This window comes from Microcoleus vaginatus HSN003, from assembly GCF_022701255.1.
GTDB classification, from domain to species: Bacteria; Cyanobacteriota; Cyanobacteriia; order Cyanobacteriales; family Microcoleaceae; genus Microcoleus; species Microcoleus vaginatus_B.
In genome coordinates this window covers 2,056,805-2,083,460 of record NZ_CP031705.1, presented here as the reverse complement: position 1 = coordinate 2,083,460, position 26,656 = coordinate 2,056,805, and the positions used below count along the sequence as shown (strand labels likewise).

The 26,656-nt window shown below is 44.9% G+C and carries 21 protein-coding genes; 15 read left to right on the top strand and 6 right to left on the bottom strand.

Features of this window, described 5'->3' with window-relative positions:
- Nucleotides 1-170: 170 nt before the first annotated feature.
- Both D0A37_RS08885 and D0A37_RS08880 read left to right on the top strand, forming a co-directional pair.
- Nucleotides 171-497 (top strand): phasin family protein, encoded by a 327-nt coding sequence (locus tag D0A37_RS08885; protein ID WP_242723321.1) that lies wholly within the window; start codon nucleotides 171-173, stop codon nucleotides 495-497.
- A 278-nt stretch (nucleotides 498-775) separates the two neighbouring features.
- Entirely contained in the window at nucleotides 776-1,363 is a 588-nt protein-coding gene (locus D0A37_RS08880) for an FKBP-type peptidyl-prolyl cis-trans isomerase (protein WP_242723319.1), read from the top strand.
- Between the two features lie 234 nt (nucleotides 1,364-1,597).
- On the opposite strand, the gene dnaB is transcribed toward D0A37_RS08880, so the two are convergent.
- Both dnaB and rplI read right to left on the bottom strand, forming a co-directional pair.
- Nucleotides 1,598-4,201 (bottom strand): replicative DNA helicase, encoded by a 2,604-nt coding sequence (dnaB, locus tag D0A37_RS08875; protein WP_445242505.1) that lies wholly within the window; start codon nucleotides 4,199-4,201, stop codon nucleotides 1,598-1,600.
- Nucleotides 4,202-4,597: 396 nt separating this feature from the next.
- Complete coding sequence (gene rplI, locus D0A37_RS08870) at nucleotides 4,598-5,056, bottom strand: 50S ribosomal protein L9 (protein WP_242723317.1); 459 nt, start codon at nucleotides 5,054-5,056, stop codon at nucleotides 4,598-4,600.
- 48 nt (nucleotides 5,057-5,104) lie between these two features.
- On the opposite strand from rplI, the gene D0A37_RS28960 reads away from it, so the two are divergent.
- Complete coding sequence (locus tag D0A37_RS28960) at nucleotides 5,105-5,227, top strand: hypothetical protein (protein ID WP_278187176.1); 123 nt, start codon at nucleotides 5,105-5,107, stop codon at nucleotides 5,225-5,227.
- Nucleotides 5,228-5,290: 63 nt separating this feature from the next.
- On the opposite strand, the gene D0A37_RS08865 is transcribed toward D0A37_RS28960, so the two are convergent.
- Together D0A37_RS08865 and D0A37_RS08860 are read right to left on the bottom strand one after the other, a co-directional pair.
- Entirely contained in the window at nucleotides 5,291-10,396 is a 5,106-nt protein-coding gene (locus D0A37_RS08865; protein WP_242723315.1) for a PAS domain-containing protein, read from the bottom strand.
- Nucleotides 10,397-10,944: 548 nt separating this feature from the next.
- A complete protein-coding gene (locus D0A37_RS08860; RefSeq protein ID WP_242723313.1) occupies nucleotides 10,945-11,139 on the bottom strand; it encodes a hypothetical protein in 195 nt (64 codons plus the stop codon).
- Between the two features lie 17 nt (nucleotides 11,140-11,156).
- On the opposite strand from D0A37_RS08860, the gene D0A37_RS08855 reads away from it, so the two are divergent.
- On the top strand, nucleotides 11,157-11,996 hold the full coding sequence (locus D0A37_RS08855) for a glycosyltransferase family 8 protein (protein ID WP_242723312.1): 840 nt from the start codon (nucleotides 11,157-11,159) through the stop codon (nucleotides 11,994-11,996).
- Between the two features lie 2 nt (nucleotides 11,997-11,998).
- Here the strand turns inward: D0A37_RS08855 and gloB are convergent, their stop codons facing one another.
- Nucleotides 11,999-12,772 (bottom strand): hydroxyacylglutathione hydrolase, encoded by a 774-nt coding sequence (gene gloB, locus D0A37_RS08850; protein WP_242723310.1) that lies wholly within the window; start codon nucleotides 12,770-12,772, stop codon nucleotides 11,999-12,001.
- Nucleotides 12,773-13,000: 228 nt separating this feature from the next.
- Here gloB and D0A37_RS08845 point away from each other — a divergent pair, with 228 nt between their 5' ends.
- From D0A37_RS08845 to D0A37_RS08795, 11 genes are all read left to right on the top strand, one after another.
- Nucleotides 13,001-13,204, top strand: coding sequence for a hypothetical protein (locus D0A37_RS08845; protein ID WP_242723308.1), 204 nt, complete (start codon nucleotides 13,001-13,003; stop codon nucleotides 13,202-13,204).
- 201 nt (nucleotides 13,205-13,405) lie between these two features.
- Nucleotides 13,406-14,404, top strand: coding sequence for a UDP-glucose 4-epimerase GalE (gene galE / locus D0A37_RS08840; RefSeq protein ID WP_242723306.1), 999 nt, complete (start codon nucleotides 13,406-13,408; stop codon nucleotides 14,402-14,404).
- A gap of 671 nt (nucleotides 14,405-15,075) precedes the next feature.
- A complete protein-coding gene (locus tag D0A37_RS08835) occupies nucleotides 15,076-15,339 on the top strand; it encodes a hypothetical protein (RefSeq protein WP_242723303.1) in 264 nt (87 codons plus the stop codon).
- Nucleotides 15,340-15,617: 278 nt separating this feature from the next.
- Complete coding sequence (locus tag D0A37_RS08830; protein WP_242723301.1) at nucleotides 15,618-16,769, top strand: glycosyltransferase family 4 protein; 1,152 nt, start codon at nucleotides 15,618-15,620, stop codon at nucleotides 16,767-16,769.
- Nucleotides 16,770-16,861: 92 nt separating this feature from the next.
- On the top strand, nucleotides 16,862-18,865 hold the full coding sequence (locus D0A37_RS08825) for an ABC transporter ATP-binding protein (RefSeq protein ID WP_242723299.1): 2,004 nt from the start codon (nucleotides 16,862-16,864) through the stop codon (nucleotides 18,863-18,865).
- A gap of 134 nt (nucleotides 18,866-18,999) precedes the next feature.
- Nucleotides 19,000-20,199 carry a glycosyltransferase family 4 protein gene (locus D0A37_RS08820; protein WP_242723297.1) on the top strand — a complete coding sequence of 400 codons (1,200 nt, stop codon included), beginning with the start codon at nucleotides 19,000-19,002 and terminating at the stop codon, nucleotides 20,197-20,199.
- Nucleotides 20,200-20,317: 118 nt separating this feature from the next.
- Complete coding sequence (locus tag D0A37_RS08815) at nucleotides 20,318-21,268, top strand: glycosyltransferase family 10 domain-containing protein (RefSeq protein WP_242723295.1); 951 nt, start codon at nucleotides 20,318-20,320, stop codon at nucleotides 21,266-21,268.
- 11 nt (nucleotides 21,269-21,279) lie between these two features.
- Nucleotides 21,280-22,467: a formylglycine-generating enzyme family protein gene (locus D0A37_RS08810; protein WP_242723293.1), complete on the top strand. Its 1,188-nt coding sequence runs from the start codon at nucleotides 21,280-21,282 to the stop codon at nucleotides 22,465-22,467.
- 102 nt (nucleotides 22,468-22,569) lie between these two features.
- Nucleotides 22,570-23,544: an Npun_R2821/Npun_R2822 family protein gene (locus tag D0A37_RS08805; protein ID WP_242723291.1), complete on the top strand. Its 975-nt coding sequence runs from the start codon at nucleotides 22,570-22,572 to the stop codon at nucleotides 23,542-23,544.
- On the top strand, nucleotides 23,541-24,413 hold the full coding sequence (locus D0A37_RS08800; protein WP_242723289.1) for an Npun_R2821/Npun_R2822 family protein: 873 nt from the start codon (nucleotides 23,541-23,543) through the stop codon (nucleotides 24,411-24,413). Before D0A37_RS08805 ends, D0A37_RS08800 begins: the two co-directional genes overlap by 4 nt.
- Nucleotides 24,414-24,638: 225 nt before the next feature.
- Nucleotides 24,639-25,661, top strand: a complete 1,023-nt coding sequence (locus tag D0A37_RS08795; RefSeq protein ID WP_242723287.1) for an Npun_R2821/Npun_R2822 family protein — start codon at nucleotides 24,639-24,641, stop codon at nucleotides 25,659-25,661.
- 14 nt (nucleotides 25,662-25,675) lie between these two features.
- Here the strand turns inward: D0A37_RS08795 and D0A37_RS08790 are convergent, their stop codons facing one another.
- Complete coding sequence (locus D0A37_RS08790) at nucleotides 25,676-26,626, bottom strand: NAD-dependent epimerase/dehydratase family protein (protein WP_242723285.1); 951 nt, start codon at nucleotides 26,624-26,626, stop codon at nucleotides 25,676-25,678.
- Nucleotides 26,627-26,656: the final 30 nt, after the last annotated feature.

Here is a 26,656-nt window from a genome sequence, read left to right as displayed (position 1 = left end):
GGTTTTCCGAACGCCGATTAGCGCGATCGGCTCGCCATCAGGCGGCTGGATGCTCCAAAATAGAAAGGTAGGTGTGCGCTGATGTAACTTTAAGTTTACAGATGGTTTCGCAGCGACAGCAGGCGACCTGAGCCGATCGGGTATGAAAGGGCAAACATTAGGAAAAATCTATGGATAACAATAGCAACTTACTCAAACAACTGGTAATGCTGGGCATTGGTACGACCTCCCTGGTGGCAGAGAAATTGCAGGAAGTGAGCGAGCAATGGGTCAAAGATGGCAAAATCAATCCTGAGCAAGCCAAAACCTTTGTCGATGACATGACCGAGCACCTCAAGTCTGAACAGGGCAATTGGGATACGCAGTTGCAGCGGCAACTACGGAATATGCTGCAAGATATGGGAGTCCCCCGACAGTCGGAAATGGATGAGTTGCGGGGAAGGCTCGATCGTTTGGAACGTCAGATGCGGGATTTAGAAAACCGTAACTGGCGCTGAGGTCGATCCTCTTCGAGGGCTTCGCTAACGCCCGCGAGAAGTTCGTTGCTATCTTGTGATAAGATTGTCACCCGAAGGCAGAAGGCTAAAAAAGGCACTTATGTAGAAGCCACTTATGTAGAATTACAAACATTCTGACTTCATACTTTTGCCTTTAAAATTATCTGGAACCTGCCCTTTTTTGGTGGAAAAGTTCAGATAACATTTGGTAGTTCTTGTTGTACTAGATGTCTTAGATATCTGAGATATCGCGGTTAAAAGTATCAGGAGGATTAATTTTGCGAGGAGTTCTAGTCAGCTTGGGAGTAATGCTGGTTTGCTTTGTGTTTTTGATAGTCGCTCAAATGGGCGGTTCTGGGTCCCAAGCAGTTGCAGCCGAATTGAACAATCTTTTACCAGAGACTGCTATTGAGAAATTGTCAGCGCAGTCTTTGAATGAAAATAACTTGCTAGTAGCTGATGCTACTTTACCGAAGGTACCAGCTACTATCGCTGGCAATAACATGACTGATAATACTGAGAAAACTGTCACCACAGATTCAGGTCTGAAATATGTTGAATTGAAACAGGGTGATGGGGCGACTCCAAAAACCGGGCAGACGGTTGTGGTACACTACACTGGAACTTTGGAGGATGGCACGAAGTTTGACAGTTCGCGCGATCGCAATTCTCCTTTTCAGTTCAAAATTGGCGTAGGTCAAGTAATTAAGGGTTGGGATGAAGGTGTCGGTACGATGAAAGTTGGAGACCGCCGCAAGTTGATTATTCCCCCTGACCTCGGTTACGGTGCTCGCGGTGCGGGCGGGGTGATTCCTCCTAATGCTACGCTGATTTTTGATGTGGAATTGTTGAAAATCGCTGGCTAGGTAGCTCAATCTAATTCAACGTAAAACTTTTACGGTGTTTAGAAACCCGGTTTTTTTAAGAAACCGGGTTTCTGTGTAATATTACGTCTGGGAAATTAACCACAATATTGGTAGTGCCCGGTTTCACCAACAATCTTCCCTTCACCTCGACAATATCTATAAACCCGCCCCCCACTTGATCGACAAAATTTTATAACTGCCAATTCAACGGACCTAATATCAGCCCTAGTTGATTTACGATCGCTTCGGAGATGCCAGATTGCGAAAGCAGGTAAATTGGGCGTCAAATAATAGTTTGATGATTCCTGTGGGGCCGTTTCTGTGTTTGGTAATAATTACTTCTGCAATTCCGCGATCGGGCGAATCAGGGTTGTAATATTCATCGCGGTAGAGCATAATTACTAAATCCGCGTCTTGCTCGATCGATCCACTTTCTCTCAAATCAGACATCATCGGCCGCTTGTTTGTCCTCGCTTCCACACCCCGACTCAACTGAGATAAGGCAATAATCGGCACGTTGAGTTCGCGGGCTAAACCTTTAAGACTTCTGGTAATTCGAGATAGTTCTTGCACGCGGTTGTCGCTGGTACCTTCCATTAATTGCAGGTAATCTAGCAAGACTAATCCTAGGGTTCCGCCTTGTTCTGCTTGGAGGCGGCGGACTTTCGATCGTATTTCTGTGACGGTAATATTGGGAGTATCGTCAATAAATAGTGGTAGTTCTGATAAATTGCCAATGGCTGTACTGATTGGTTCCCATTCGTTTTGACTGATTCTACCCGATCGCAATCGGTTACTTTCTATTTTGGCTTCGCTGGACAGGATACGCTGCACTAGCTGTTCTTTCGACATTTCTAAGCTGAAAACTGCAACGGGCAATTTCTGCTGTCCGGCGGCGATGTGGTGGGCGATGTTGGTACAGAAAGCAGTATTGTGAACGCAGATATCGTTAGCCACAAAATTGTGCGTCTCCGGGATAGTTAAGTCGTAAACTTGCTTGTTTCCCATCGGTTCGATGGAAACTATTTCATCCCAGTAAACCTCGCTATCTGCCAGTTGTTTCAGCCATAAATTATCTAAAGCCGTTGCTAAAACTAAAAATCTTTCCCTGGAGAGCGCACGTTTACCAACGTGGATATTTGAGTGACCTTTGATACCTGCGCGTTTTGCTAAGGATGCCCACGATTCGTTGCCTTTTGCTAATGCTAGGTGTTCCCATGCCTCGACAGGAATTAAATCGCGGTTAGTTTGGTATTCTTTATTTTCTAAGGCTTCTTTTACTTTGAATAATGCTACCTCTTTGCCAAAAATACCAATTTCTGATATGAATGTTTTGATTGATTTTGCGTCCGTAATATCGATTTGCCAAGCTGGTCTGCGAGTATTTTTGTATTTGACAGAACGCTTTTTGAGGGCGGCAATGATGCCAAATCTCAGCAGTAAATGCTGTACGTGTCTGGCTAGTCCTTCGCTGACAGAACAGTAGCCTAGTTGAGATTGACCGCTGGTAAGCAGGGTTGCCCAGCCGTCTGTTGAAAAGAGGCGGTTGAGAAAAAGGGCAACTTGCGATCGCTCCAATTTAAAAACTATTTCTGGTACAGTTTTCTGGTGAGCATTTTTGCCCATCAGACCTAATTCTTCTAACCAGAGTCTCAGCGGGTTTTTATGCTTTGTATTAATAGCATCCATGTAACCTTCTCGATCGCCCATTATACAATATTCTGGTGTGCGGTTCCCTTGCTCGCTGAATCGCAGCTTAAGACCTCCGAAGCTAGTAGCAGCTTCAGCAAAATCTTGTAGTATAGCACTATTTCCATTGGTGAACTTCGGCGCGCTGCGTGTCAAACACCCATCTCCAATTAGATAAGCCAATAACTTAACTTCACAGGATCGGATGGTTTCTTGACCAAAAACATTCATCCTGCGGGGGACAGCAATTTTATCGCCTGCTTGTATTTGGGCCAACTGCCGCCATCCCTTAATTGTTAAAAATGGGTGGGTAATTGTAGTTTCTATAAAACGTCCCAGTCTTGTTGTTAGCCGAAATACCGGCTTAATTCCATCATCTATAAAAGCTGATGGTCTAGTTAGGTGAAATTGCCAATCTTCTCCTAATGTTAGTAATTCAGCTTGACGTTTTTGATAGATTTCTTCAAGGGTAACTAGGCTTCCATCGCTTTGTACTATAACGGAATCATCTGTACAGCACTTTCCCATCGCCGGCCTAGCTGCAACGATGATTAAATCCGATCGCTGAAAGCCTCCTGTCATAGCATCTAAGTCATAGAAACCGCAGGGAATACCGGGAAGTGTCAGGCCTTCATTGCGATTTTCTAGGTCTTGAAATGTTTGGTTTAGTGTTTCGCCGATCGACACTAAATCCTGTTGCGGGCGTTCTTGAGTTATGCTGAAAATTTCTTGTTCGGCGCGGTCTAAGACTGTTTCTAGTGGTGTTGCCGTCTCGTAACCTAATTGTACTATGTTGTTGCCAGCTTCGATTAATTTGCGGCGCTGATATTTGTCTTCAACTAAAACTGCATATTGGTCGATGTTGACTGCGGAAACTGTGCGATCGACTAATTGTGCTAATTTAGTTAGTCCTCCTACTTGCTCTAACTGGTTGCGGTCGGTTAGCGCAGTTGTTACCGTCATTAAATCGGTAGGTTGACCCTGTAAAAATAGCCCTAATGCCGATCGATAAATGACTTGATGAGCGGTGATGGCAAAAAACTCCGGCCGCAGCAGTTCGGCAATTCGGGAAATAGCTTCGGGGTCAATTAAAATTCCCCCCAAAATTGCTTCTTCTGCCTCTATATTTGTCGGCATCAAATCGCTCATTAGTCAATAGTCCTCAGTCAGTCGATTTTAGATTTTAGATTTTAGATTTTAGATTTACTCTACAGAGGAATCTGGGAGCTTGAACAAGATCCTAAAATTTTAGGTTCGACCTTCAGGAGCGTCGGCGCTTGTATCCGTTTTTCCGGCGGGATCATTAGTTATTATCAGTGTAAGCTTTTGTAGGAGTGCGATCTGTCGCGAGCTCGCGTTTATACCAGACTCACGCTCTCTCGATCTCGCACTCCTGAAAAAATGCTTCTTACTCTCTGCAGAGATGCTCCCGTTCTGAATCTGCAAGTTAGCGTTACTGAGTCCTTACTTAGCAGTGCTTAGTTGTTAGCTAATGACTAATGACTAACAACTAATGACTGATGACTGATGACTGATGACTCTTAATTACATCGGAATAACTTGAATATCAACTTCGGCGGTAACTTCTGCGTGCAGTTTGATTTCAGCTTTGTATGTACCAGTTTGGCGAATTTCGGGTAGGGTGATGCCGCGCCGATCGACTTCTTGACTGGTAGAGTTGAAAATCAGTTCTGCTACTTCTTGGTTGGTAACAGTACCAAAAATCGCGTCAGCTTCGCCAACTTGCTTGGAGATGATGAAAGGCCCAGCCGATTCGAGGGCGGTTTTGCGGACTTCAGCTTGCTGCTTGAGCTCTAGCTGGCGCAGTCTTTCTTCTTCACGGCGGCGCTCTGCTTGCTTGAGAATGCCCGGAGTGGCTCTAAATCCCATTCCTTGGGGTACTAGGTAGTTGCGGGCGTAGCCTGGGGCTACTTCTACTACGTCGCCAGCTTTGCCGAGTTTGCTGACATCTTTATTTAAAACTAATTGGACGCGCTTGGCCATGATCGTTGGTTGTGGGGTTTTAACTGCAACTTTTTATAATAGCGAAGTTTGAGGGGCGATCGCAAGGGAGAAGGAAGACGGAAGACGGAAGACGGAAGAAGGAAGACGGAAGACGGAAGACGGAAGAAGGAAGACGGAAGAAGGAAGAAGGAAGACGGAAGAGAGGCATAATATCTTTTAGCTGGCAAATTCCGTGGGAAAGTGCGCCAAACGGGGAGGTGCTGCTCTTGAAGCTTACCTACCAAAGCGTCGCGCTCGATCGCTCTCAAAGATCGATCGCGCTACAGTAGCAACTAACTGGGTCGGATCGATCGGCTTGGCTAAGTGTTTGTCAAATCCGGCTTGCAAAACTTGGCGCTGGTTCCCTTCTCCAGCATAGGCCGTTAAGGCGATCGCCAACAACTGCTGATACTCAGGCGCAAGCTGAGTGCGGATGCGATTTATCAACATATATCCGTCCATATGCGGCATTCCAATGTCGCTGACGAGCAAATCCGGTGCAGTTTGTTCGATCGACTCTAGCGCCTCAGCAGCAGATGATAGGGAAATCACCTCTGCACCCGCTTCCTCAAGCACAAAAGCGACAAAATCTCGCGAGTCGAGTTCATCATCTACCACCAAAATTCTCAATCCAGCTAGCGGCCAGGATGAGAGATCGGGAGGAGCAGCCCCATGACGTTCTTCCTCATCCTGCCTACTAGAATCATCATTTAATAGCGGTAATCTCACCGTAAACGTCGCTCCTTGACCTTCTCCGGCACTTTCTGCAAACACCGTTCCGCCGTGAAGTTCGATCAGTTGGCGGACGATCGCCAATCCCAATCCCAAGCCACCAAATTTGCGCGTTGTAGCCCCATCTTCTTGTCGGAAATGGTCAAAAACATAAGGCAAAAAATCGGGAAGAATACCTTTACCCGTGTCCGTGACTTGAATTTGAGCTTGGTGTGCGATTTGCCCTAATCTAACTTCTACTCGACCGCCGACGGGCGTGAATTTCACCGCATTTGATAACAAATTCCACACAATTTGTTGCAAGCGACTTGTATCACCGACTACTTGCCCGACATCGCGATTTAAAATTGTTTGGATATGAATTTTTTTGGCTTCGGCTGCTAATTGCACTGTTTCCACAGCAGACGGAATAATGGTTGCCAGATTCACCGGAGCAACATTCAATCTGAGTTTCCCTTGCAGAATCCGAGACACGTCAAGCAAGTCTTCGATTAATTGAGATTGCAGTCTGGCGTTGCGCTCAATCGTCTCAAAGGCCTTGGCAGTTTGAGTCGGCTTCAGCTTGCCGCCGACGAGCAGTTGCGACCAGCCTAAAATCGGATTTAAGGGCGATCGCAACTCGTGAGAAAGCACCGCCAGAAACTCGTCTTTAATGCGGTTAGCTCGCTCGGCTTCCGCGCGGGCAGTTTGTTCTAATTGCAGAACCATATCGCGCTCGGTTTCCACTTGTTTGCGCTCTGTAATGTCGATTACAGAGCCGATATAACCCTCAAATTGTCCGCTTTCGGAAAATCTGGGAGCAGCCACATCGAGCGCCCAAGAATATCCGCCATCCTTGCGCCGGAGGCGAAATTCTACGCGGTACGGTTCCTGGCGTTCGTTGGCGGTCAAGAACGCATTTTTGGCCTGTTCTCGGTCTTCTGGATGCGCCGCGTTTACCCAACCCAATCCCAAACCTGTTTCCTCAGTTTGACCTGTGAATTCATACCAGCTTTCGCTCAAGAAAGTGCAATAGCCTGTGGAGTCGGTTACCCATACCATAAAAGGAGCGTTGTTAGCCATAGTGCGAAATCGTTCTTCGCTTTCTTGCAGCGCTGCTTCTGCTTGTTTGCGTTCTGTGATATCCCGACAGACAATCACTCCGCCTTTGATTTTGCTGCTAGTATCAACTACCGGATAACCACTGATACTGATCCAGCGACCTTCGGAATCTTCGCGGCGCACAAATACCTCTACATCATTGACATATTCACCTTTGATTGCTCTGGCTAGAGGTAGTTCAGCGTCGGGAAAGAGGGTTTTTTTGTCAGTCATAAATAGCCCGTAGGTGCTCGACCATTCCTCATGGGATTTTTCATTGGATAGCTGACCGAATATCCCCAGGGCGGCTCGGTTAAACAACACCAACTCCCCTTGTTGGTTGGCCAAAATCAAACCATCACCAATGCTGTCAATAATTACTTGCAATAACTTAGTTTGTTCTTGCATGGCGACTTCTGCTTGTTTGCGATTTGTGATGTCGCTGGAGATGCCAATCAGGCCGATGACTTCTCCCGCCTGATTGCGGTAGGGAGCTTTCATTACCAGAAATGTCCGAATGCCATCGTGAGATTCTTCGAGGACTTCTGTTTGTCCAGATTCCATAATGCGCCGATCGTTTTCCGTGACTCTGGCTGCAAGTTCTGCTACTGGGTATAAATCGCGATCGCGACCACCAATTACTTCAGAAGCAGATTTGCCCATTATTTCCAGCGTGGCTGGATTTGCATAAATAATCTGTCCTTCTCGATTTTTGACAAAAATTGGCGTGGGTGCTGACTCGTTAATCACGTTCAAAATCGCATTCTTTTGGCGCAGTTCTTCTTCCGTGCGTTTGCGATCGCTAATATCGCTCCAATAAACCGTAAGTCCTTCGGCCGCTGGATAGGCGCTCACTTCTATATACCTTTGGAGTGCAGGCGAAAACTCTTCAAACTTGGCAGAAACTTGCTCGTTAACAACTCGATGAAATTCTTGATATACCATCGAATTCGATTCTCCCTCGGCGGGGAATAGCTCCCAAATCGATCGACCTAACAAGTCGTTTCTCGATCGAGAAAGCAGTTTTTCAGCAGTGGCATTAACGTAGGTATAGCGCCATTGTGAATCGATCGCCATAAAGGCATCGGTAATACTTTCTAGAATATTGCTGACTTGTTGGGAGGCCGCTTGCACCGCGAGTTCAGCGTTTTTGCGCTCGGTGATGATTTCGCAAAAAATCATGATGCCGCCAATCTCATTGGTGTTGGTTCGCCAAGGATGAATTTCCCAGCGCACCCAGTCGATCAACCCATCAGGGCGGGGAAACTGATCTTCTTGGCAGATTTCGACTGATCCCGCCAGACAGCGCTGGTGGATTTGTTTCAAACGATCGGGCAAATTGGGAAAGATGTCGTAGTGCGATCGGCCTACAATGTTTTGAGTGCCGATCCCGTAACTTGACAGCCAGCGGTCGCTCACCAGCATATACCGCATCTGGCGGTCAAACATCGCCACCCCCGCAGGCGAATGTTTGACGAACAGCCGCAGTTGTTCTTCCTGTTGCCGCAGCCGATTCTCTGATTGTTTACGCTCACTGATGTCTTTGAAAAGTACGGCGACTTTGCGGCTGTGCGGCTCAGGAGTGCGGAACGCCGAAACCTCAAACCAGCGGTTCATGGCTTCCGAGCCATGCTCAAAGCGCAAGGGTTCCCCCGTGAGCGCGACTTTGCCGTACACCTCAAACCAATAATTTTCGTGCTTTGGAAGGAGCTGTCGCGCCGTTTTACCTGTAGGTTGTTCGAGTCCGGTTTGTTTCAAAAAGGCCGGATTGACTTCTAAAAAGCGGTAATCGATCGGCTTTTCGTTGGCGTCAAACAGCATTTCGATGACGCAAAAGCCTTCGTCTAGGCACTCAAATAAAGTGCGATAGCGTTCCTCAGAGCGGTGCAAAGCAGCAAGAGCTTGCTTGCGATCGCTAATATCCATAAACGCCGCCACACAGCCGCGAACTGCGCCCTGTTCGTCAAATAACGGTACCGCATTCACCAACCAATCAAAGGTCGCCCCATCCTCGCGCACCATTTTAATTTCTACATCTCGCACTTGGACGCCGGAAGCCACGGCCCGTTGCATGGGGAGTTGTTCTCCCGGAATTTCCTGTCCGTTGCGGAGTCGTCTAAATGGAAGGACTGCCGCTTGCTCTCCTGTTCCAGAAACATTGGTATCGGCCGGCACTTGCAACATCGACAGAGCAAACCGGTTAGCGCGAATTACTTGACACTGTGGGTCGTCGGCGATCGTAATGCCAACGGGTACAGCATCAAGTATCGATTCCAGTTCATTAATTCGTCGCTCTAGTTCTTGGTTGAGCCGTTGAATTTCTTTTTGGGTAGCTTTGCGTTCGGTAATTTCATGCACCGTCACATTCACGCCCAAAACGCGATCGTCCTCGGCCCTCAGCGGATAGAGACTCAACAGCCAATCCTGTTCTCCTCCGGGCTGTGCGGAGTTCGTCCTGCGAACTTCGAGCTGTTTGAGGGGAATTTTAGTTTCAATAACTTGTCGGTAAATCGGCTCTAAATCATCTGCCATTTCTGGCAAAATTTCGCGCAATGTTTTGCCGATGTGGGCGGCGGCTGGAACTCGGTTGATTTCTGCTAGGCGATCGTTAAGGCGGACAAACCGCAACTCAGTATCAAGGAAGCAAAGTCCGATCGGCGCACTAGCATAAATCGCCTCGATTTCTGCTAGTTGTTGCTGCGCCGTTTGCGCTTGTTGAATAAAAGCAGCCCTCGCCGCCTTCTGCTCGGTGACATCTTGAAAATAAACGGCAAGTCCCGATGCGATCGGATAAGCTCGTACCGCATACCAAGCATTGAGCGGCGGATAAAAAGATTCAAAACTCACCGTAACTTGGAAGGTGGCGGCGTGGCGATATTCCTGCTCGAACAAAGTGCCCACAGATTCGGGAAACTCTTCCCAAAGACTGTTGCCAATCACCTCTTCCGGCAGCCGGTTCAGCCACCGCGCCGCTTGCAAATTGAGGTAGGTAAATCGCCAGTCTCTATCCAAAGCAAAGAACCCGTCCGAAATACTTTCGAGGGTGTCTGAGAGTTGTTGGGCGGGCGCGTGAGTGACTGGTTTGGGCTGAGGTTGAGCGACTTCCGTGAAGGTTGTTACTACCGCATAGGGAGTCGATCGATCTCTCTGAAATAAAGGTTGAGAATTGAGCGTCAACCAAATCAATTCTCCCTGTGGCCGATAAAAGCCCATGATCACATTTGAGCATGGTTGCCCGGTTCGCAGCGCCACCATCGCCGGATGCGTCTCGCCGGGAAAATCCGAGCCATCTTCACGCACAGTATGCCGCAGACTATTTATTGAAGAGCAGCCGTGCATCTGTTCTGCTGTCATCCCCAACAGATCCTGGGCGTGATAATTGCAGCCCTGAATGCTACCGTCTGCCAATTGCAGAAGCATCCCTACATCGGTTGGCAAAGGCGCGGCTGGGTAGAACACTTTGTTAGAATCCGTTGAAACAGAGGGGTCGATTTTTGGTTCGGGTTCAGTATTGCGTGGGTTTTGCATCGGTTTCTAACAACGCTCATTTTACTTTTGGCCAAGCCAATCGCGATAAATAATAGGGAAACAACCAGAGGAACTTTTGATTTGAGCAGGGTGACACTTCAAACCTAAGAGGGATGTCGATCGTTCTGCGGTAATATCGATATCTAGACAATTTATTTTATCGTAGAGTCCCACGTCTGAACCAGTTGCGGGATTCAGCACAAGCGACGGGTAATTTTCTGGCTGTTTCAAGTGCCAGGTTAGTCCGTCTCATTATTTTTCGCGTGACTGCATATTACCAATGGCTGTTGCTGGTTTTCGGGCGCGAACAGATGGCACTTGTGCACAGATAAATAAGTGGAGGAAGCTTGAAAATACATAAGGTCTCTCTGGGAGCGAATGAAACGAAGCAATCACTCTTGTTATGCCCGCCTTACATTCTGTTACATTGTAAACTTTATTTGCGCCTACCTACTTAGAAACCCGGTTTCTTTGTGTAAATCTAGCCGGAAATTTAGGCAAGATTTTGTTCGTCTCAACGGTAAATGGGCGATCGCATTGGGAGCATCTCATATTTGTAAAAACACTTCTTCTGGCTCCTTCCTTCTTCCTTCTTCCTCTTTTCTCCTGGCTCCTGACTCCTGACTCCTAACTCCAATTTTGGGCTTGGCTGCTTTCATTGAGATGCTCCCGATCGCATTTACCTCAATACAGGGTCGCCTGCTTCCTCCAGTCCCAACGTTTGTGTCACGTTTGCCATTCATCTCACAAACTTAATCCTATGCACATATTCACAGCCGCCGATCGCACCTATATTCTAGGGTTAGCAGCACTTCTCAAGTCTGTAGATCTCAATGTTAGACAATCTGGGGAGGAGCAGGTCAAAATTACCGTTGTATCTACCAGGATATATTCACCGCAAAAGGAACAGTTACAGAATTGCTGCAAATACCAGATTGAATGGCAAGAATTGCAATCTAATTACGACCAACTTCTTTCGATATCAGGTTCTAAACTTCCTTACGTTAAATTAGAGCCGCGAAAATATACCAAGGAAACAGAAAGGCTGATTTGGCTCGACAGCGACACGATCGTTCTGGGCAGCTTAGAGCCGCTGTGGAACCTAGATTTTCCAACTCTGCCGATAGCAGCCGCACCCAACGCCTGGGGAAATCCCAACAATTATCAAGATCTAAGCCCTTATTTCAATAGTGGTGTTTTAGTTTACAACATGAAGCTTTGGGAGGAAGAGCAACTGTCGGAAAAGTTGCTCCAAAACGCTAGAACCCACGTTTGGGGCGATCGCGATCAAGGTGCTTTAAATTCAGTTTTAGTGGGAAGGTGGAAGCAATTAGATCAAATATGGAATAACTACAAGACTGATGATATGTCAAGTAAAGTGATGCACTTTATATCAAGACCGAAACCGTGGGAAAGCACTGCCCCCAATCAATTATGGCTCGATATGTTGTCTCAAACACCGTTTAAGGACGAACTGGAACAAATTCCAAATAACTTTAAGGGACTGTCGAGCTTTACGATCAAATACAAAACACTTGACAGGTGGTTGAGCGAACCGATACTCAAGTTTAGGAGTTATCTGAAAAAACAAAAACTTTAAGGTCAAAATTGGTCTTTCATGCCACGCAATCGAGCGAAGGTTTGCACTGGATCGCGGGTGTTGGCTGCTGATTGGAGGTTGGGAAAATCCCAGCGCAAAAATGGGTTTGTGCTTTTTTCGAGGCCGATCGATGATGGTATTGTAGGTTGCGATCGACTCCGCGCTTCCTTGACTTCGGCGAAGCGCTGCTGTAAATCGGGATTGTCGCCATCTACACTCAAGGCAAATTGCAGGTTGTTCAGCGTGTATTCGTGGGCGCACCAAACTCTGGTATTGTCGGGCAAGTTTCGCAGTTGTCCCAGAGAGGCTACCATTTGAGTTGGAGTGCCTTCAAATAGTCTGCCGCAGCCTCCAGCAAATAAAGTGTCGCCGCAGAACAATTCGCCGGTTTCCCCTGGGTTGGTGGGGGGGAAATAGTAGGCGATGTGAGCTTTTGTGTGGCCGGGTACGAAGAAGATTTCGGCGGTTCTGTTGGCGAAAGAAACTCGATCGCCCGCTTGTAAAAACACTTGCTGTCCGGGAATTCTGCCTCGGTCTTCTGCGCCGCCGTAAACTTTAATTTGGGGAAAGCGATCGATCAGTTCCTGATTGCCGCCTACGTGGTCGCTGTGGTGGTGCGTATTGAAAATTGTTGTTAATTCGGCTCCGAGTGCTTGCAGTTGCTCTAATACTGGCTGCGATCGTGCTGGATCGACGACGGCTGCTGTGTGGCGATCGGGGTCGTGCAGCAAGAAAATGTAATTGTCTGACAGTACGGGAAGTCGATAAACCTGCATAAAAAAGTGCCTCTCTAGGAAAAATATTATATAATTAAATTAGTTCTGAACGCTATCCGAAGGCTGATTGCAGATTTATTAAGTCCGCGTATCTATCTTGGGAAGTAAAACTCTGATACGTTATTTATGCTGTTGAGCAAAGTGATTTACGGTCGGGTACGCACCATTTTTGGGTCAATAAGTGCAATCGGCTTTAATTATTTTAGCATACAAGCGATCGAAGAATAAATGCGAACATCTCACAACAAATCGAACTTAACAATTTCTCAAAAAGTCGATCGGATTGTAGCGTCTGGTAAGATCACTCGCCGGGAACACTTAGTTTTGACTTCGGCTATCCTGTCAGATGATAAAATTTCAGAAGAGGATCGACATCAAATCAATCGGATATTTGATTATATCCAAATTGGTCGCCTCAAGTTTCTCGATTGAACAGAAAGACTTGCACAATCAGCATCTATCTGGAGTGTAAAAAGCGTTTTTTTAGGAGTGCGATCGTCCCGTCCCGCACAGCAAAGCCTATATATTTCGCTTTAATTCCCCGGCTGAGGCGGAGTGTGAAAGCGTCAGATGTGGAAGTCTCAAATTAACAAGGCTCTTGGCAATCCCAGCTACAAAAACAGGCAGAAGAAAATGAGTGCAGAAAAACAAACTATTTTGGTGACGGGCGGAGCTGGATATATTGGCTCTCATGCGGTATTAGCGCTGAAAAACGCCGGTTACGGTGTGGTGATTTTGGATAACTTAGTTTACGGTCACAGAGATGTAGTAGATCGGGCTTTGCAGGTGGAGTTGGTAGTTGGCGATACGAGCGATCGCACTCTTCTCGACAACCTGTTCGCTAAGCACAATATTGCTGCGGTAATGCACTTTTCTGCATACGCTTACGTGGGCGAATCTGTTACCGACCCAGCTAAATATTACCGCAACAATGTCATCGGTACTATTACCCTTTTGGAAGCAATGATTGGTGCTGGGGTGAATAAATTGGTGTTTTCTTCTACTTGCGCGACTTACGGCGTACCGCAGAAAATCCCGCTCACAGAAGACCACCCACAAAACCCGATCAATCCCTACGGTGCTACTAAGTTAATGGTAGAACGGATTTTGTCGGATTTTGACGCTGCGTACAATTTTAAGTCTGTTTGTTTCCGCTATTTTAACGCGGCTGGGGCTGACCCTAACGGGTTGTTAGGAGAGGATCACAATCCCGAAACTCACTTGATTCCGCTGGTGTTGTTCGCTGCTATGGGGAAACGAGATTCGATCGCGATTTTTGGCACGGATTACGATACTCCTGACGGTACTTGCATTCGGGATTACATTCATGTTAACGATTTGGCTTCGGCTCACATTTTGGGATTAGAATATTTGCTCAATGGTGGCAAATCTGATTTCTTTAATTTGGGCAACGGCGGCGGGTTTTCTGTGAAAGAGGTGATAGAAACGGCTCGCCAAGTGACGGGAAAAGAGATTAAGGCTGTTGAGTGCGATCGGCGTGCGGGAGACCCGCCTTCTTTGGTTGGCAGCAGCGCGAAAGCCATCAAAACCTTGGGTTGGTCTCCAGAATATCCCGACATTAAGAACATTATCTCCCATGCTTGGCAGTGGCACCAAAAACGCCACTCCTAGGCCGAACTATAAAGATAGAAGGCAGAATTTAAATTTTATTTAATTCTGCATTCTATCTTTTATATTTAACTCTTATATGGAGCCACTTACTGCGAGTTAGAGAGACAATTGAAATTAGAAACCAAAGGATTTATCACTATTTTAACCGGTCTTTACTCTTTTCAAGAGTGCGTGCCTTTTGTGGCTTCAGTCAGGAAGTTTCATTCCGAACCCATTGTTGTATTTAATAGATAGATTTCCTCGGATTTTATATCCTTTACTTCGGGTCTTTGGAAATGTGAAATTGCAGCCCGCACCGCCTGACAAAATCCTGTTTTGGCCTCGCGGCAAGCTAAGCTGGCTTTGGATGACCGCTCTCCTTTTGAGAAGACTATTTACAGGGACTGCGATATTTGTTTGTTGTCGCCAATAGATGAGTTTTTTGACTATCTTGATGAAGTGGATTTCCTGGTGACTGAATATCTACACCTGCAATCGCTAAAGCTGATCATTTATTAAGAGTTGAGGGAGATATTCTGTCAACTTTGCAATCTGTAGGATTACCTTTGGGCGAAAATAGTATTCACTACAATACCGGATTTATCGCTTTTAAAAGAAGCAGTAAAAATCAAGACTTTTTCCAAAATTTTAAGAAATATTTCGAGATAGTAATTACTAATCAAAACCTGCTAATGTTGAGAGATCAAGGTGCTTTGGCTGCTGGGATCGAAGCGGTAAAACCAAAAATGAAAACATTGTCCCCTGTGTACAACTACTTAGACCAGTGGAAAGCCAGTTATACGATCGACAAACCGATTAAAGTAATGCACTGCACTTATCCTTACCGCCCTCAGTACGCGAAGAACGTGACGCGATCGCTCTTTACTAGAATATTCGATCGCACTGCGAAAATATTTCTCCCAAATCACCTTAACAATCCCTGGCGTTTAAAATAATTTACAGTAATTTACCCAATCATCTTTGGCAACTCATCAATTTTTGCAAAAATAGGCAAATCCAACCCACATTTTTCAGCTTTCCTTATTTGAGCAGCAGCTTAATTTGTAACGGCATTTTTGGGTAACAAAATTAACACAATAAATTAAAGACGGTCGCTCTTTAACAAATTAACATATCCCAGAATTTACCTATAAAAAATAGTGTTTGTTTTGCTAAACTTGACAAAAAATCAGTTAAGCAGGAAAATAAAACAAATCTAAAAAAAAAATCCCCAGTGAAAGTTTCATTAGTAGTGAGCGATTTGTCGGGAGCTGGTGCAATTCGTGCCTTTCTGCTAGCTCAAGTCCTGATTAAGCTTAACTGTGATGTAGAAGTTGTTGGATTTCAGTCTGGCAAGGAATTGTATGCTATTCCTCCCAGAGACATCCCGGTATGTGCGATACCGGGTAAAAATTATCCGGGGTTTTTGATGGATGCTCAAAAACTTTTGAAAAAAATAGATGGCGATATTATTTATGCAGTCAAACCTAAACCTACAAGCTTTGGTTTATCGCTGCTAAAAAAACTGGCGACTCGCCACTCTATAATTTTAGATATAGACGACTGGGAACTGAGCTGGTACGGGGGAGAGGAATGGAAATACCGCCCCTCTTTCAAACAACTTTATCGAGATATTTTCAAACACAACGGTCAATTGAGAGAACCAGATCATCCTCTCTATGTCAAGTGGATGGAAAGTCTAATCCACCGTGCCGATGCAGTCACCGTTCATACTGAGTTTTTACAGCAGCGTTTTGGTGGTGTATATTTGCCTAATGGCAAGGATACTGTAATGTTCGACCCTGCTAAATACAATCCTGAATTGAGCAGGCAGCGTTACGGCTTGTCCGGGTATAGAGTTCTGATGTTTCCGGGGGCACCGCGACCTCATAAAGGCGTGGAGGATGTTTTGATGGCCCTTGAACAGTTAAATGAGCCCGATTTAAAATTAGCGATCGTCGGCGGAAGTCCTTATGATGATTATGATGATAAACTTGTGAAACAATGGGGGCGGTGGATTATTAAACTGCCAAGGTTTCCAGTCGAGACTATGCCGTCCGTTGTAGCGGCGGCTCACGTTGTCGTTGTTCCTCAGCGAGAAACTCTCACCGCCGTGGCTCAGTTTCCGCTCAAGCTGACAGATGGCATGGCAATGGCTAAGCCTGTTTTGTCTACGCGAGTGGGGGATATTCCAGCAATTTTAGGGGGAACTGGTTATTTAGTCGATCCGAGTTCTCCGGGTCAAATTTCTAAAAAGATTCAATGGATATTTCAAAATTTGACAGCGGCGAATTTACAAGGAATGAAAGCTCGGGAAAGATGTGTGAAAAAATATAGTATTCAAGCAATGGCCCCGATACTTTCAGATATAATCGCAGGTATGTAAAGGTTATTTTAAAACAACTCACGGGAGGAAGAAAAACTGGCTGTTATTAAAGAATATTTTGAGATGCCGTACTGTTTAGCTGGGAATGCTTCATGTCTGCCAATAAGCTACTCCTAAAATTTGCCAGACGATATCCCGGCAGGATTCTCTTAACTGTGATGCTGGGCTTTTCTGGCGCTTTATTCAACGGTATCAGCACTACTCTGATTGTACCAGTGCTTTTAAGTTTTTTAGGGGAAGCTATCGAGCTGCGTGGTGCTCCACCTCTAATTAAAACTTTGATTTATCCCTTTGAGGGAATGCCCGGAAATCAGCGTTTAATGTTGATGACCGGGGCGATTGTGCTGGCAATTCTTTTAAAAAATCTTGCGAGTTATATCAATACTTTAGTAGCTACTTCTCTGACGCGAGCTCTGACTTTTGATTTGCGAGAAGCAGGTTTGCGGTTGTTGTTAGAAGTAGATTTAGATTTTTACTCTAAAACTAAAGTGGGGGATTTAATTAATAGATTGGGTGGAGAGATTGGCCGGACTGCTAGTGCAGTTGGCACGGCGATCGGAATGTTTACTACCTCAATCACTGTTTTGGTGTTTGTGGGTCTGCTGCTTTCTATCTCATGGAAACTGACGATGACAGCTACAGTTTTGCTGTCGTTAGTTGCTTGGACAAATCAATATATTATTAACCGTTCCAAGCATTTTGGCTACCTGCTTTCTGAAATGTCTAAAGATTATTCGGTTAGGGTGCTGGAAACGATTACTGGGATTCGGCTGGTCAAGTCAACGGGGAACGAGGAAAGGGAGTATCAGCGGATCAAGCATTTAATTCAAAGGCGAGAACAAGCGGATTTTCAGGCTCAGGTAAATTATGCGGCGATCGCCCCAATTAACGAAGTTGTTAATTTGATAGTTATAATTTTGATTGTATTTATAGGTCGCACAATATTTGCGAATGAGATAGAGTCTATTTCGACAATTTTATTAACCTATTTATTGGTACTTTTTCGGTTAATCCCTTTAATTTCTCAATTGAATAGCGGGCGGAGTCAATTTGCTAATACGTCGGCTAGTGTAGCGGTGGTTAATGATTTTTTGAGCTGCCAGGACAAGCCATTTATGTTGGATGGTTCTGTGCCTTACACTCATTTGAAATCGGGAATTCATTTTAATAAAATATCTTTTAGTTATCCCAATCACAAAAATTTAGTTCTTCAAGGAATTGATTTATTCCTACCTCACGGCACTACTTTGGCTTTGGTAGGAACTTCGGGTTCTGGCAAGTCAACTTTGGCCGATTTACTGCCGAGATTTTACGATCCTACTGAAGGTCATATCTCGCTCGATGGCAGGGATTTGCGCGACTTTGAGCTGAAAAGTCTCAGACAAGCGATGGGTATTGTTAGCCAAGATACGTTTTTGTTTAATGCTTCAGTTCGCGAAAATATTGCTTACGCTAGGCCTCAAGCGACTGAGGAAGAAATTGTGGAAGCGGCGAAGGGAGCGAATGCTTACGAGTTTATCCAACTGTTGCCGGAGGGGTTGGAAACTCAAATTGGCGATCGGGGGGTGATATTATCGGGAGGCCAGCGTCAGAGAATTTCAATTGCTAGAGCCCTGCTGCAAAACCCGGAAATCTTAATTTTAGATGAGGCAACGAGTTCGCTGGATACGGTTTCGGAAAGGTACGTGCAAGCGGCGATCGAGAGATTGAGCTGCGATCGCACAACCTTGGTAATCGCCCACCGCCTCTCTACAGTCCAAAAAGCCCACAAAATCGCCGTGATCGATCGCGGACAAGTAGTAGAAATGGGTTCCCACGAAGAATTGTTAGCAAAAGGAGGGTACTACACTCGCTTGTATTCAGTGCAATTTGCCGAAGAAACTGCTCGCGATGAAGCTCTAATTAGAGGTTCTTACGAAATTCGTACTCGCCTGACTCCCATGATAGCTTACCTCAAATTGCTAGTAGATGAAATGGTAGATTCTCCCGAAGAAAGAGACGAGTTAATCCGAGAATCATTTCACTCTGCTGCTAATATTTTCACTACTTTAGAATTTATAGAAAAGACTATTAAGCGTCAGGCTGTAAAAAAGTAGTCATTAGTCATTAGTCATTAGTCATTAGTCATTAGTCATTAGTCAGTTGGCAGTTGGCAGTTGGCCGTTAACAATCAACAGTCAACAGTCAACAGTTAACATTCAATTGGAAAAATTCCCAATTCCCAATTACCATGTCAAAATATTATGTATTTTTTACCAGAAATATCTTACCACAACCCAATGTAGCGAGCTTAGTTCAAGTTGCACACTCTGCAAATGCCGCAGCAAATCTCGGTTATCCAGCAGTTTTGGTATACCTCCGTAAAGGCTGGAGTGCTTTGAATCCGGTTGATTTGCTTTTTCCTTTTCAACCGAGGAAACCGGATGACAAAATTGCCAAAATTTACAATATTCAAGATAAATTAAAAGTAGCAGATTTGCCCATGCCTTGGCCGATCGACCTTTTGGACAGCAAGTGGACGAGTTCGAGTACCATAGTATCAAAATACTACTTACCGATTCACCTGCTTAAATCCACTAAAATTGTCCACACCCGCGACTGGAACTTTGTCAAAGCAGCAGTTAAAAACGGAATTCCGGCTATCTACGAACAGCATCACCATGAAAACAAGCAATTTGAATCAGAAATTGTCCGCAATCCTCTGTTTCAGATTTCCGTAACTGTTGCCGATACAGTGCGAGACAGCATGATTTGGAATGGGATGCCGCCGGAAAAAGTAATTACGCTGCACAACGGTTTTAACCATTTGTTTCTCGCGAGACAAACGGAAGCTGCCCAGAATTGGCGACAGCAATTATTAGAAGATGACAGACAGCATTTAGCAGTTTATGCAGGCGGACTTTACCCGTTTAAAGGTGTCGATATGTTGGTGGATGTGGCTAAGGAATTGCCGCTGGTTCAATTTGCGATCGCCGGTGGCGATTCATCCCAAGTAACAGCCTACCAACAGTTAGCCAAATCCAAGCAAGTTAACAACATTAAATTTCTCGGCTACCTGGCTCAAAATCAACTGGCTAGCTTGCTGCAAGCAGCCGATGTTTTGACTCACCCGCACTGTTTGACAGAGGCTGCGACGTTCACATCTCCTTTAAAATTCTTTGATTATATGGCATCGGGAACTCCGATTGTAGCGACGGAGATTGCATCTTTAATGGAATTTAAATCGGGAAATATAGCAGCAACTTGGTGCGAACCGGATAACCCGCACCATTTCGCGCAAAGCATTCGAGATTGTTTAACCAAATATCCGAGGAAAAGCGCAGGCTATGCAGAAACAAGGGATTTTGTCAAGCAATTTTCGTGGGAAAATAGGATAGAGAAAATTATGGGTTATGTAGATGAAGGCGTGCGATCGCAAATCATTCATTAATCCTCATCCGATAATTTTAAAATCCGTAGGGGCGGGTTTTACCAACAATCATCGCCTAAAATTAATAATCTCATAAACCCGCCCCGGCCACACGCAAAAACCACATTTATTATTAGATATGAACCAAAAAATCATCGGCACAATCACCACCTACCCAGGCATGAGTCAAAGCGACTGGCTGTGGCAACAAACCCCCCACAACTTCGGCAAATGGGGAAATATTCAAATGCTCGCTAATCACCCAGAACCCGACTTTTTACTCATGTATCAATTCGACTTTCCCAAACCGCCCAAACAGCAATCCTGGATTGAAAAAATCCGCCGTCCAAGCCCTCAAAATCCAGAAAATGACATTCGAGAAAAATTGCGCGGTGTCCCCAAGGAACGCATAATTTACCTAATCCGCGAGCCACCATTACCAGAAGTTATTGAAATTACCAAAGCCAACTACGACCAAGCCAAACTTTATTGCGGTTACGTTTCCGGGCCCGACGATTTTGCCCCAAAACCCGATTATATGCCCGCGATTTGGTATCACTCTAACTCGTTTCGAGAACTCGATGAAATGCCTGCGCCGCCGAAAACTAAATCCTGTTCTTGGATAACTTCAGGTGTTAGCCGCACCGCCAATCACCGCCACCGATTAGACTTTATCAAATTGCTGCAATCACAAGAATTGGATTTTGACCTTTACGGGCGAAACTTGCCAACTTGGGCGCGCGGGAATGGCACTATGAACAATAAATGGCACGCCGTCGCACCATACTATTACAACTTAGCTATTGAAAATTATGCCGAAAACGATTGGTATGTCAGCGAGAAGCTTTGGGATGCCTTATTAGCTTGGTGCTTGCCAATTTATTACGGCGGTTCGGCGGCGGATAAATTGTTGCCGGCGGGGAGTTTTCTGCGGCTGCCCAGTCTGGATGAGAAAGGAGTAGAATTTATTAAAGAGGTTGTGGCTACTGCGGATTATTGGCATGAAGCGAGGGAGAAAATTGCCGAAGCCAGACAAATCATTCTCCATGAATTAAACTTGCTCAATTGGCTGTCTAACTTTGCATCTTAGGAAATAGCGCCATGACAGAAAATCAAAATCAACCCAGAGAATATGATGCCGTCAAAGGCGGTGAATCTCAAGTGCCATTGGGTGCAGCCGTTTTAGGGGGGATTTCCGGCGTTAAGAGTCGTTTGGCTTCACCGATTGTCGAGGTGAAAATTGCTGCACTGTCTGAAGCGCTCAAATATGGAGATGCAGGTTTAGATTTAATAATTGGCGCGCTGCAAAATGAATCAATGCAAGTAAAATTAGCTGCCTATTCACTGCTGAAAGATAGGGATGACTTAAAGCTTCAACCCCATTTCCCTCAAGACTATCTCCCTACATTTGACTTTGATGTCATCACAGTCGATGCTGAAGGAAAAGAAAATAGTCGCAGCCGTCATTATGCTCGCTTTTTTCCCGAAGATTTAGGGAACGGAGTTATGCTGGAAATGGTTTATATTCCCGGCGGCACTTTTATGATGGGTTCGCCAGCAACAGAGGAAGACGGAGTTATGCTGGAAATGGTTTATATTCCCGGCGGCACTTTTATGATGGGTTCGCCAGCACCAGAGGACAGTTTTGAAAGTCCGCAGCATCAAGTAACAGTACCGGCTTTTTTTGCAGGCAAATATCCCATCACCCAAGCACAGTGGCAAGCGGTGATGGGCAACAACCCATCTTGTTTAAAAGGTGAAAAACTTCCTGTTGCAGGTGTATCGTGGCAAGATGCTGTCGAATTCTGTGGCAAACTCTCACAAAAAACCGGGAAAAAGTATCGCCTCCTGAGTGAAGCAGAATGGGAATACGCCTGTCGTGCGGGTACGACAACCCCATTTCATTTTGGGGAAACCATTACCCCGGAATTAGTCAACTATGTCCACTATGACGGAAGCAGCCCCTACGCAACTGCTCCCAAAATACTTTACCCTGAACAAACAAGCGATGTAGGGATTTTTCCCCCCAATGTCTTTGGGCTGTACGATATGCACGCTCAGGTTTGGGAATGGTGCAGGGATAGGTGGCATAGCAACTATAACGGCGCACCAACTGACGGAAGTTCCTGGGAAACTGGCACAGATAATAAGCGAGTGCTGCGTGGCGGTTCCTGGGACGAGTATGTAGTCCTTTGCCGCTGTGCCTATCGTTACTCGAAGTCGGCGGACTCCAGGTGTACGAAGTGGGGTTTTCGCGTTGCGGTGGCGTCGGTTTCTTCCTCGTCCTAGTTTTCCCGGCGAGGACTCTTCTCTACCCTTTTACCCTTTAAATGATTCGGCGGTTGAAACCGCAACTACACAAACAAAGTCCGCCTACGCGGACTAATAGATATGAATGGAATTTGCACGCTAGCCAACGACACAGTTTACGATCAACTAATTGCCTTACTCAACAGTATAGAAGTTATCTTAGGCTCAAATACTCCTGTCTGTATTTATCCTTTCGACGACCAGATACAGCAAATCAAAGCTGAAATTGTTAACCGTCCCAACGTGTTTATTTATGAAGATAGCGCCTCAATTCAGCGATGGGATAAATTCATGCAAGCAGCCGCACCAGAGCGTTTGAACCGCAAAAAATTTCGGCTTTACGGCGCACACAGGCGCTTTTGCGCTTTCGACGCCCCGTTTGAAAAATTTATCTACATGGACGCCGATACTTTGGTAATGAATTCCCTTGATTCGGTTTTTCAGAAGTTAGAGGAATCTGATTTTGTGGTTTATGATTTTCAATTTCGCGACCCAACTAAAGTATACAATCTTCAGTCACCAAAACTCCTAAAAGTTTTTGAGCAAAATCGGATAGATTCGGAAATATTTTGTTCTGGATTTTATGGCAGCAAGCAAGGATTGTTTGAGCAAAATACTAGGGAATGGCTGTTAGCTCAACTGCAATCTGGCGAGGCGGAAATTCTCTATGCAGGTGCGGGAGAACAGCCTTTGCTCAATTATATGGTGATGAAAACGGGGATGAATAGCTATAATTTTGCTTACAGTCTCCCGGATGGCGAAAAAACCGGGTGTAGCGTCACTTCCAAACATTTTGAAGAGCAAAATCAGATTTTGTACGACAAGGGAAACCGCCTTACTTACATTCATTATATTGGTGTGCCGCCGGATTTAATTTGGAGAGTTTGTGCGGGCGAAAATATTGAGTTTCCCTATCGCGATTTGTTCCTGCATTACCGCTATCTCCGCGAACCCTCCAAGCGTCCGATTTTTGCCCAAGCGCCAAAGTCTTATACTGAGGTTTCTGCGCCGAATTTGTTAAAAAGGGTATTGAGAAGGTTGAGGATAAATGTATGAGTCGCGGTATTTATATTGTTGCGAATGATAAGGTGATCGAAAGTGCGATCGCCCTTTTAAACAGCATACGTCTGTACAATTGTCAAGTACCTGTTTTTCTGATTCCCTTCGACGACAATTATCAGCAAGTCGCAGCCGCCCTCAGCCGTCTCCACGACGTGCGATTGTTCCCAAATCTGGAGTTTGTGGAACAGTTTAGCAGAGAAATTGGTCAAATGTTCGATCGCAACTTTTTAGCCCTCCCCAACAAAATGCGAAAACTCGCCGCCTGGTTTGGCCCGCTTGACGAATTTCTGTACATCGATACCGATATCATCGTCTTTGAAGACATCGCAGCCAACCTTAACAAACTATCAGAAGTAGACTTTTTTTGCTGCGACTACCACCACCTCAGCGAAAAACTGCGAAATGTATTTTCACCACTTGTAAAAGAACAAAATATCTTTACAGACTCACAGCTTCAAGATGTATTTAACAGCGGTTTTTGGGCATCGAGAAAAGGAACTATTACCGAATCGCAAATGTATGATATTTTGCGAGAATGTTCGCAGCATCGAGAATATTTTGATTTTACTCAAAATGTCACAGACCAACCTATACTAAATTATATCATTCTTAAATTGATTTCCCAACGCTGCAATCTTGTTAAAGAGTCAGCAGCCGAACCAGGAAGCTGGGCGGGTTCCAAGCATTTTCAGGAAATAGATTATGTTCTTTATGACAAAGGCAAAAGGTTAAAATATCTTCACTGGGCTGGAATACCGATTAAATCGGGTAGTCCTTATTGGAAACTTTGGAAACATTATCGTTATCTCAATGAGGAACAACCCAATTTAGTGCAAAAGATATTTCGGGTTTTCAGTAGGTGAGGATAAAATTATATGTTGTATCATTATCAAAAAGCTTTGAAGAACAGGCAAGATGCCTGTTCCACAATTCATAAGTTTTGTTGTATTTTTGAAACCAAACAAGCTTTGAAAAACAGGCCCGATGCCTGTTCCACAATCAATAAAGTTTATTTCTTGTGGTGTGGGCATCTTGCCCGCACCTAAAAAGTAATGTATATGCACTGGGTTACTTATTAACTAAAAACTATGGCTGATGGCATTTATATTCTGGCAAATGATGTTGTTTTTGACCACTTAGTCGCTTTATTGAACAGTCTCGAAGTCAATGGCGCCAAAGATATTCCAGTTTGCATCATTCCCTATGATGATAACTTGAAAAAAGTGCGAATAGAAATTGCAACTCGCCATAATGTCACCCTATTTGACAATACCGATTCTATCCATTTCTGGGAAGACTTTGCAACTCAAGTTTGGACATCTCACCGCAAAGCTCAAAAAGTTTGGCAAGCTAAAGGTTGGCGGCAAGTTCACTGTTTGGAAATGCACCGAAAATTTTGCTGTTTTGACGGCCCTTTTGATAAATTTGTCTATTTTGATGCGGACACTCTGTTAATGGGTTCTCTGGATTACATCTATCAAGAACTTGAGAAATTTGATTGGGTAGCCAACGATTTTCAATACAAATCTGACCTCAATTATGTATTTGATTTATCATCCCAAAAACTCGCAGAAATGTTCAATTTTGACCGACTACAATCTCATATTTTTTGTGCGGGTTGGTTTGGTTCAAAAAAAGGTATTTTAAATCGAAATAACTCAAGCAAGCTTTTAAATAAATTGACTTCCGGAGAAGCAGAAATTTTGTCTTTGCGGGGAACTGACCAACCTTTATTTAACTATTTAGTCGCCCGTAGCGACATCTCTTTTTATAACTTTGCTTATCATCAACCTGCACAGGTAACGGGAAATCATTGGTCTTCTCAATTTGAGGTGAGAGATTATGTTCTATATGACAAAGGGCGACGGTTGACTTATTTGCACTACATGAGTATTTCGGCTGCAAAGTTTACTCGATTGTGTGCCGGCGAAGATGTTGAGATTCCCTACCGAGACGTATTTCTGCACTATCGCTATTTGAATTCGCCGGAAACACAGCCAAAACTCGCGCCTCCAAATGTGTTGGTTCGCTTGCAGAGAAATCTCAAAAATTGGGGAATTAGAAAAATTAACAATGTTCAATTTAAGCTGCGGAATTTCTGGGATAGATAGCATCTAACTGTACTCTAACTGTACAAAGACTGAATCCATTCCCATTCCCGCCTTAAACCTTCTTCTAAAGCAACCTGCGGCTGATAACCTAAGATTTTCTGGGCTTTAGACACATCCGCGCTAGTGTGTCGCGCGTCTCCCCTCGCAGCTTCCGTAAAATCTATCCGAATAGGTCGATCGACAATTCTCTGTATTGTATCAATAACTTCTTTCAAAACTACCCGACTTCCCCCACCAATATTAAAAACTTCCCCCGCAGCTTCTGGAACCTCAGCCGCCGCTAAATTCGCCGCAACGCAATCGCTGATAAACGTAAAATCCCGCGTTTGCAATCCGTCGCCGAAAATTGAAATCGCCTCATCCAACAAAATCGACTTAAAAAACTTGTGAAAAGCCATATCGGGGCGCTGTCTCGGCCCGTAAACGGTAAAATAGCGCAGCGAAGTAGTCGGAAGGCCAAAATTTTTGTAATAAAGCCCGCACAAACGTTCACCGGCTAATTTCGTAATTCCGTAGGGAGAAACCGGCTGCGGACAAGCGTTTTCATTTGTAGGAAAAGATTCAGCGTTGCCGTAAATTGAAGAAGAAGAAGCATAGACAAACTTTTGCAATCTGGGCGCATTTCTTGCAGCTTCTAACAATACTTGGGTGCTGTTAATATTCCGTTCGGTATAGCTGCGAAAACCATCGCCCCAGCTAGCACGAACTCCTGCTTGCGCCGCCTGATGAAATATTACCTTAACATCGGATAAAAGCGATCGCCAATTTAGAGACAAAATATCGCCTTCCACCAATTCAAAACCCGGATACTTTTCAAATCGTGCAATATTCTTGCGCTTGAGTTCCGGATCATAATAATCGTTGAACTCGTCAACACCGATAACCGTCTCGCCTCGATTTAAAAGAGTTTCTACTAAGTTAGAGCCAATAAACCCCGCCGCACCCGTAACAATTAAAATACTCATTCGATTTTAGATTTTAGATGTAAAAATTTT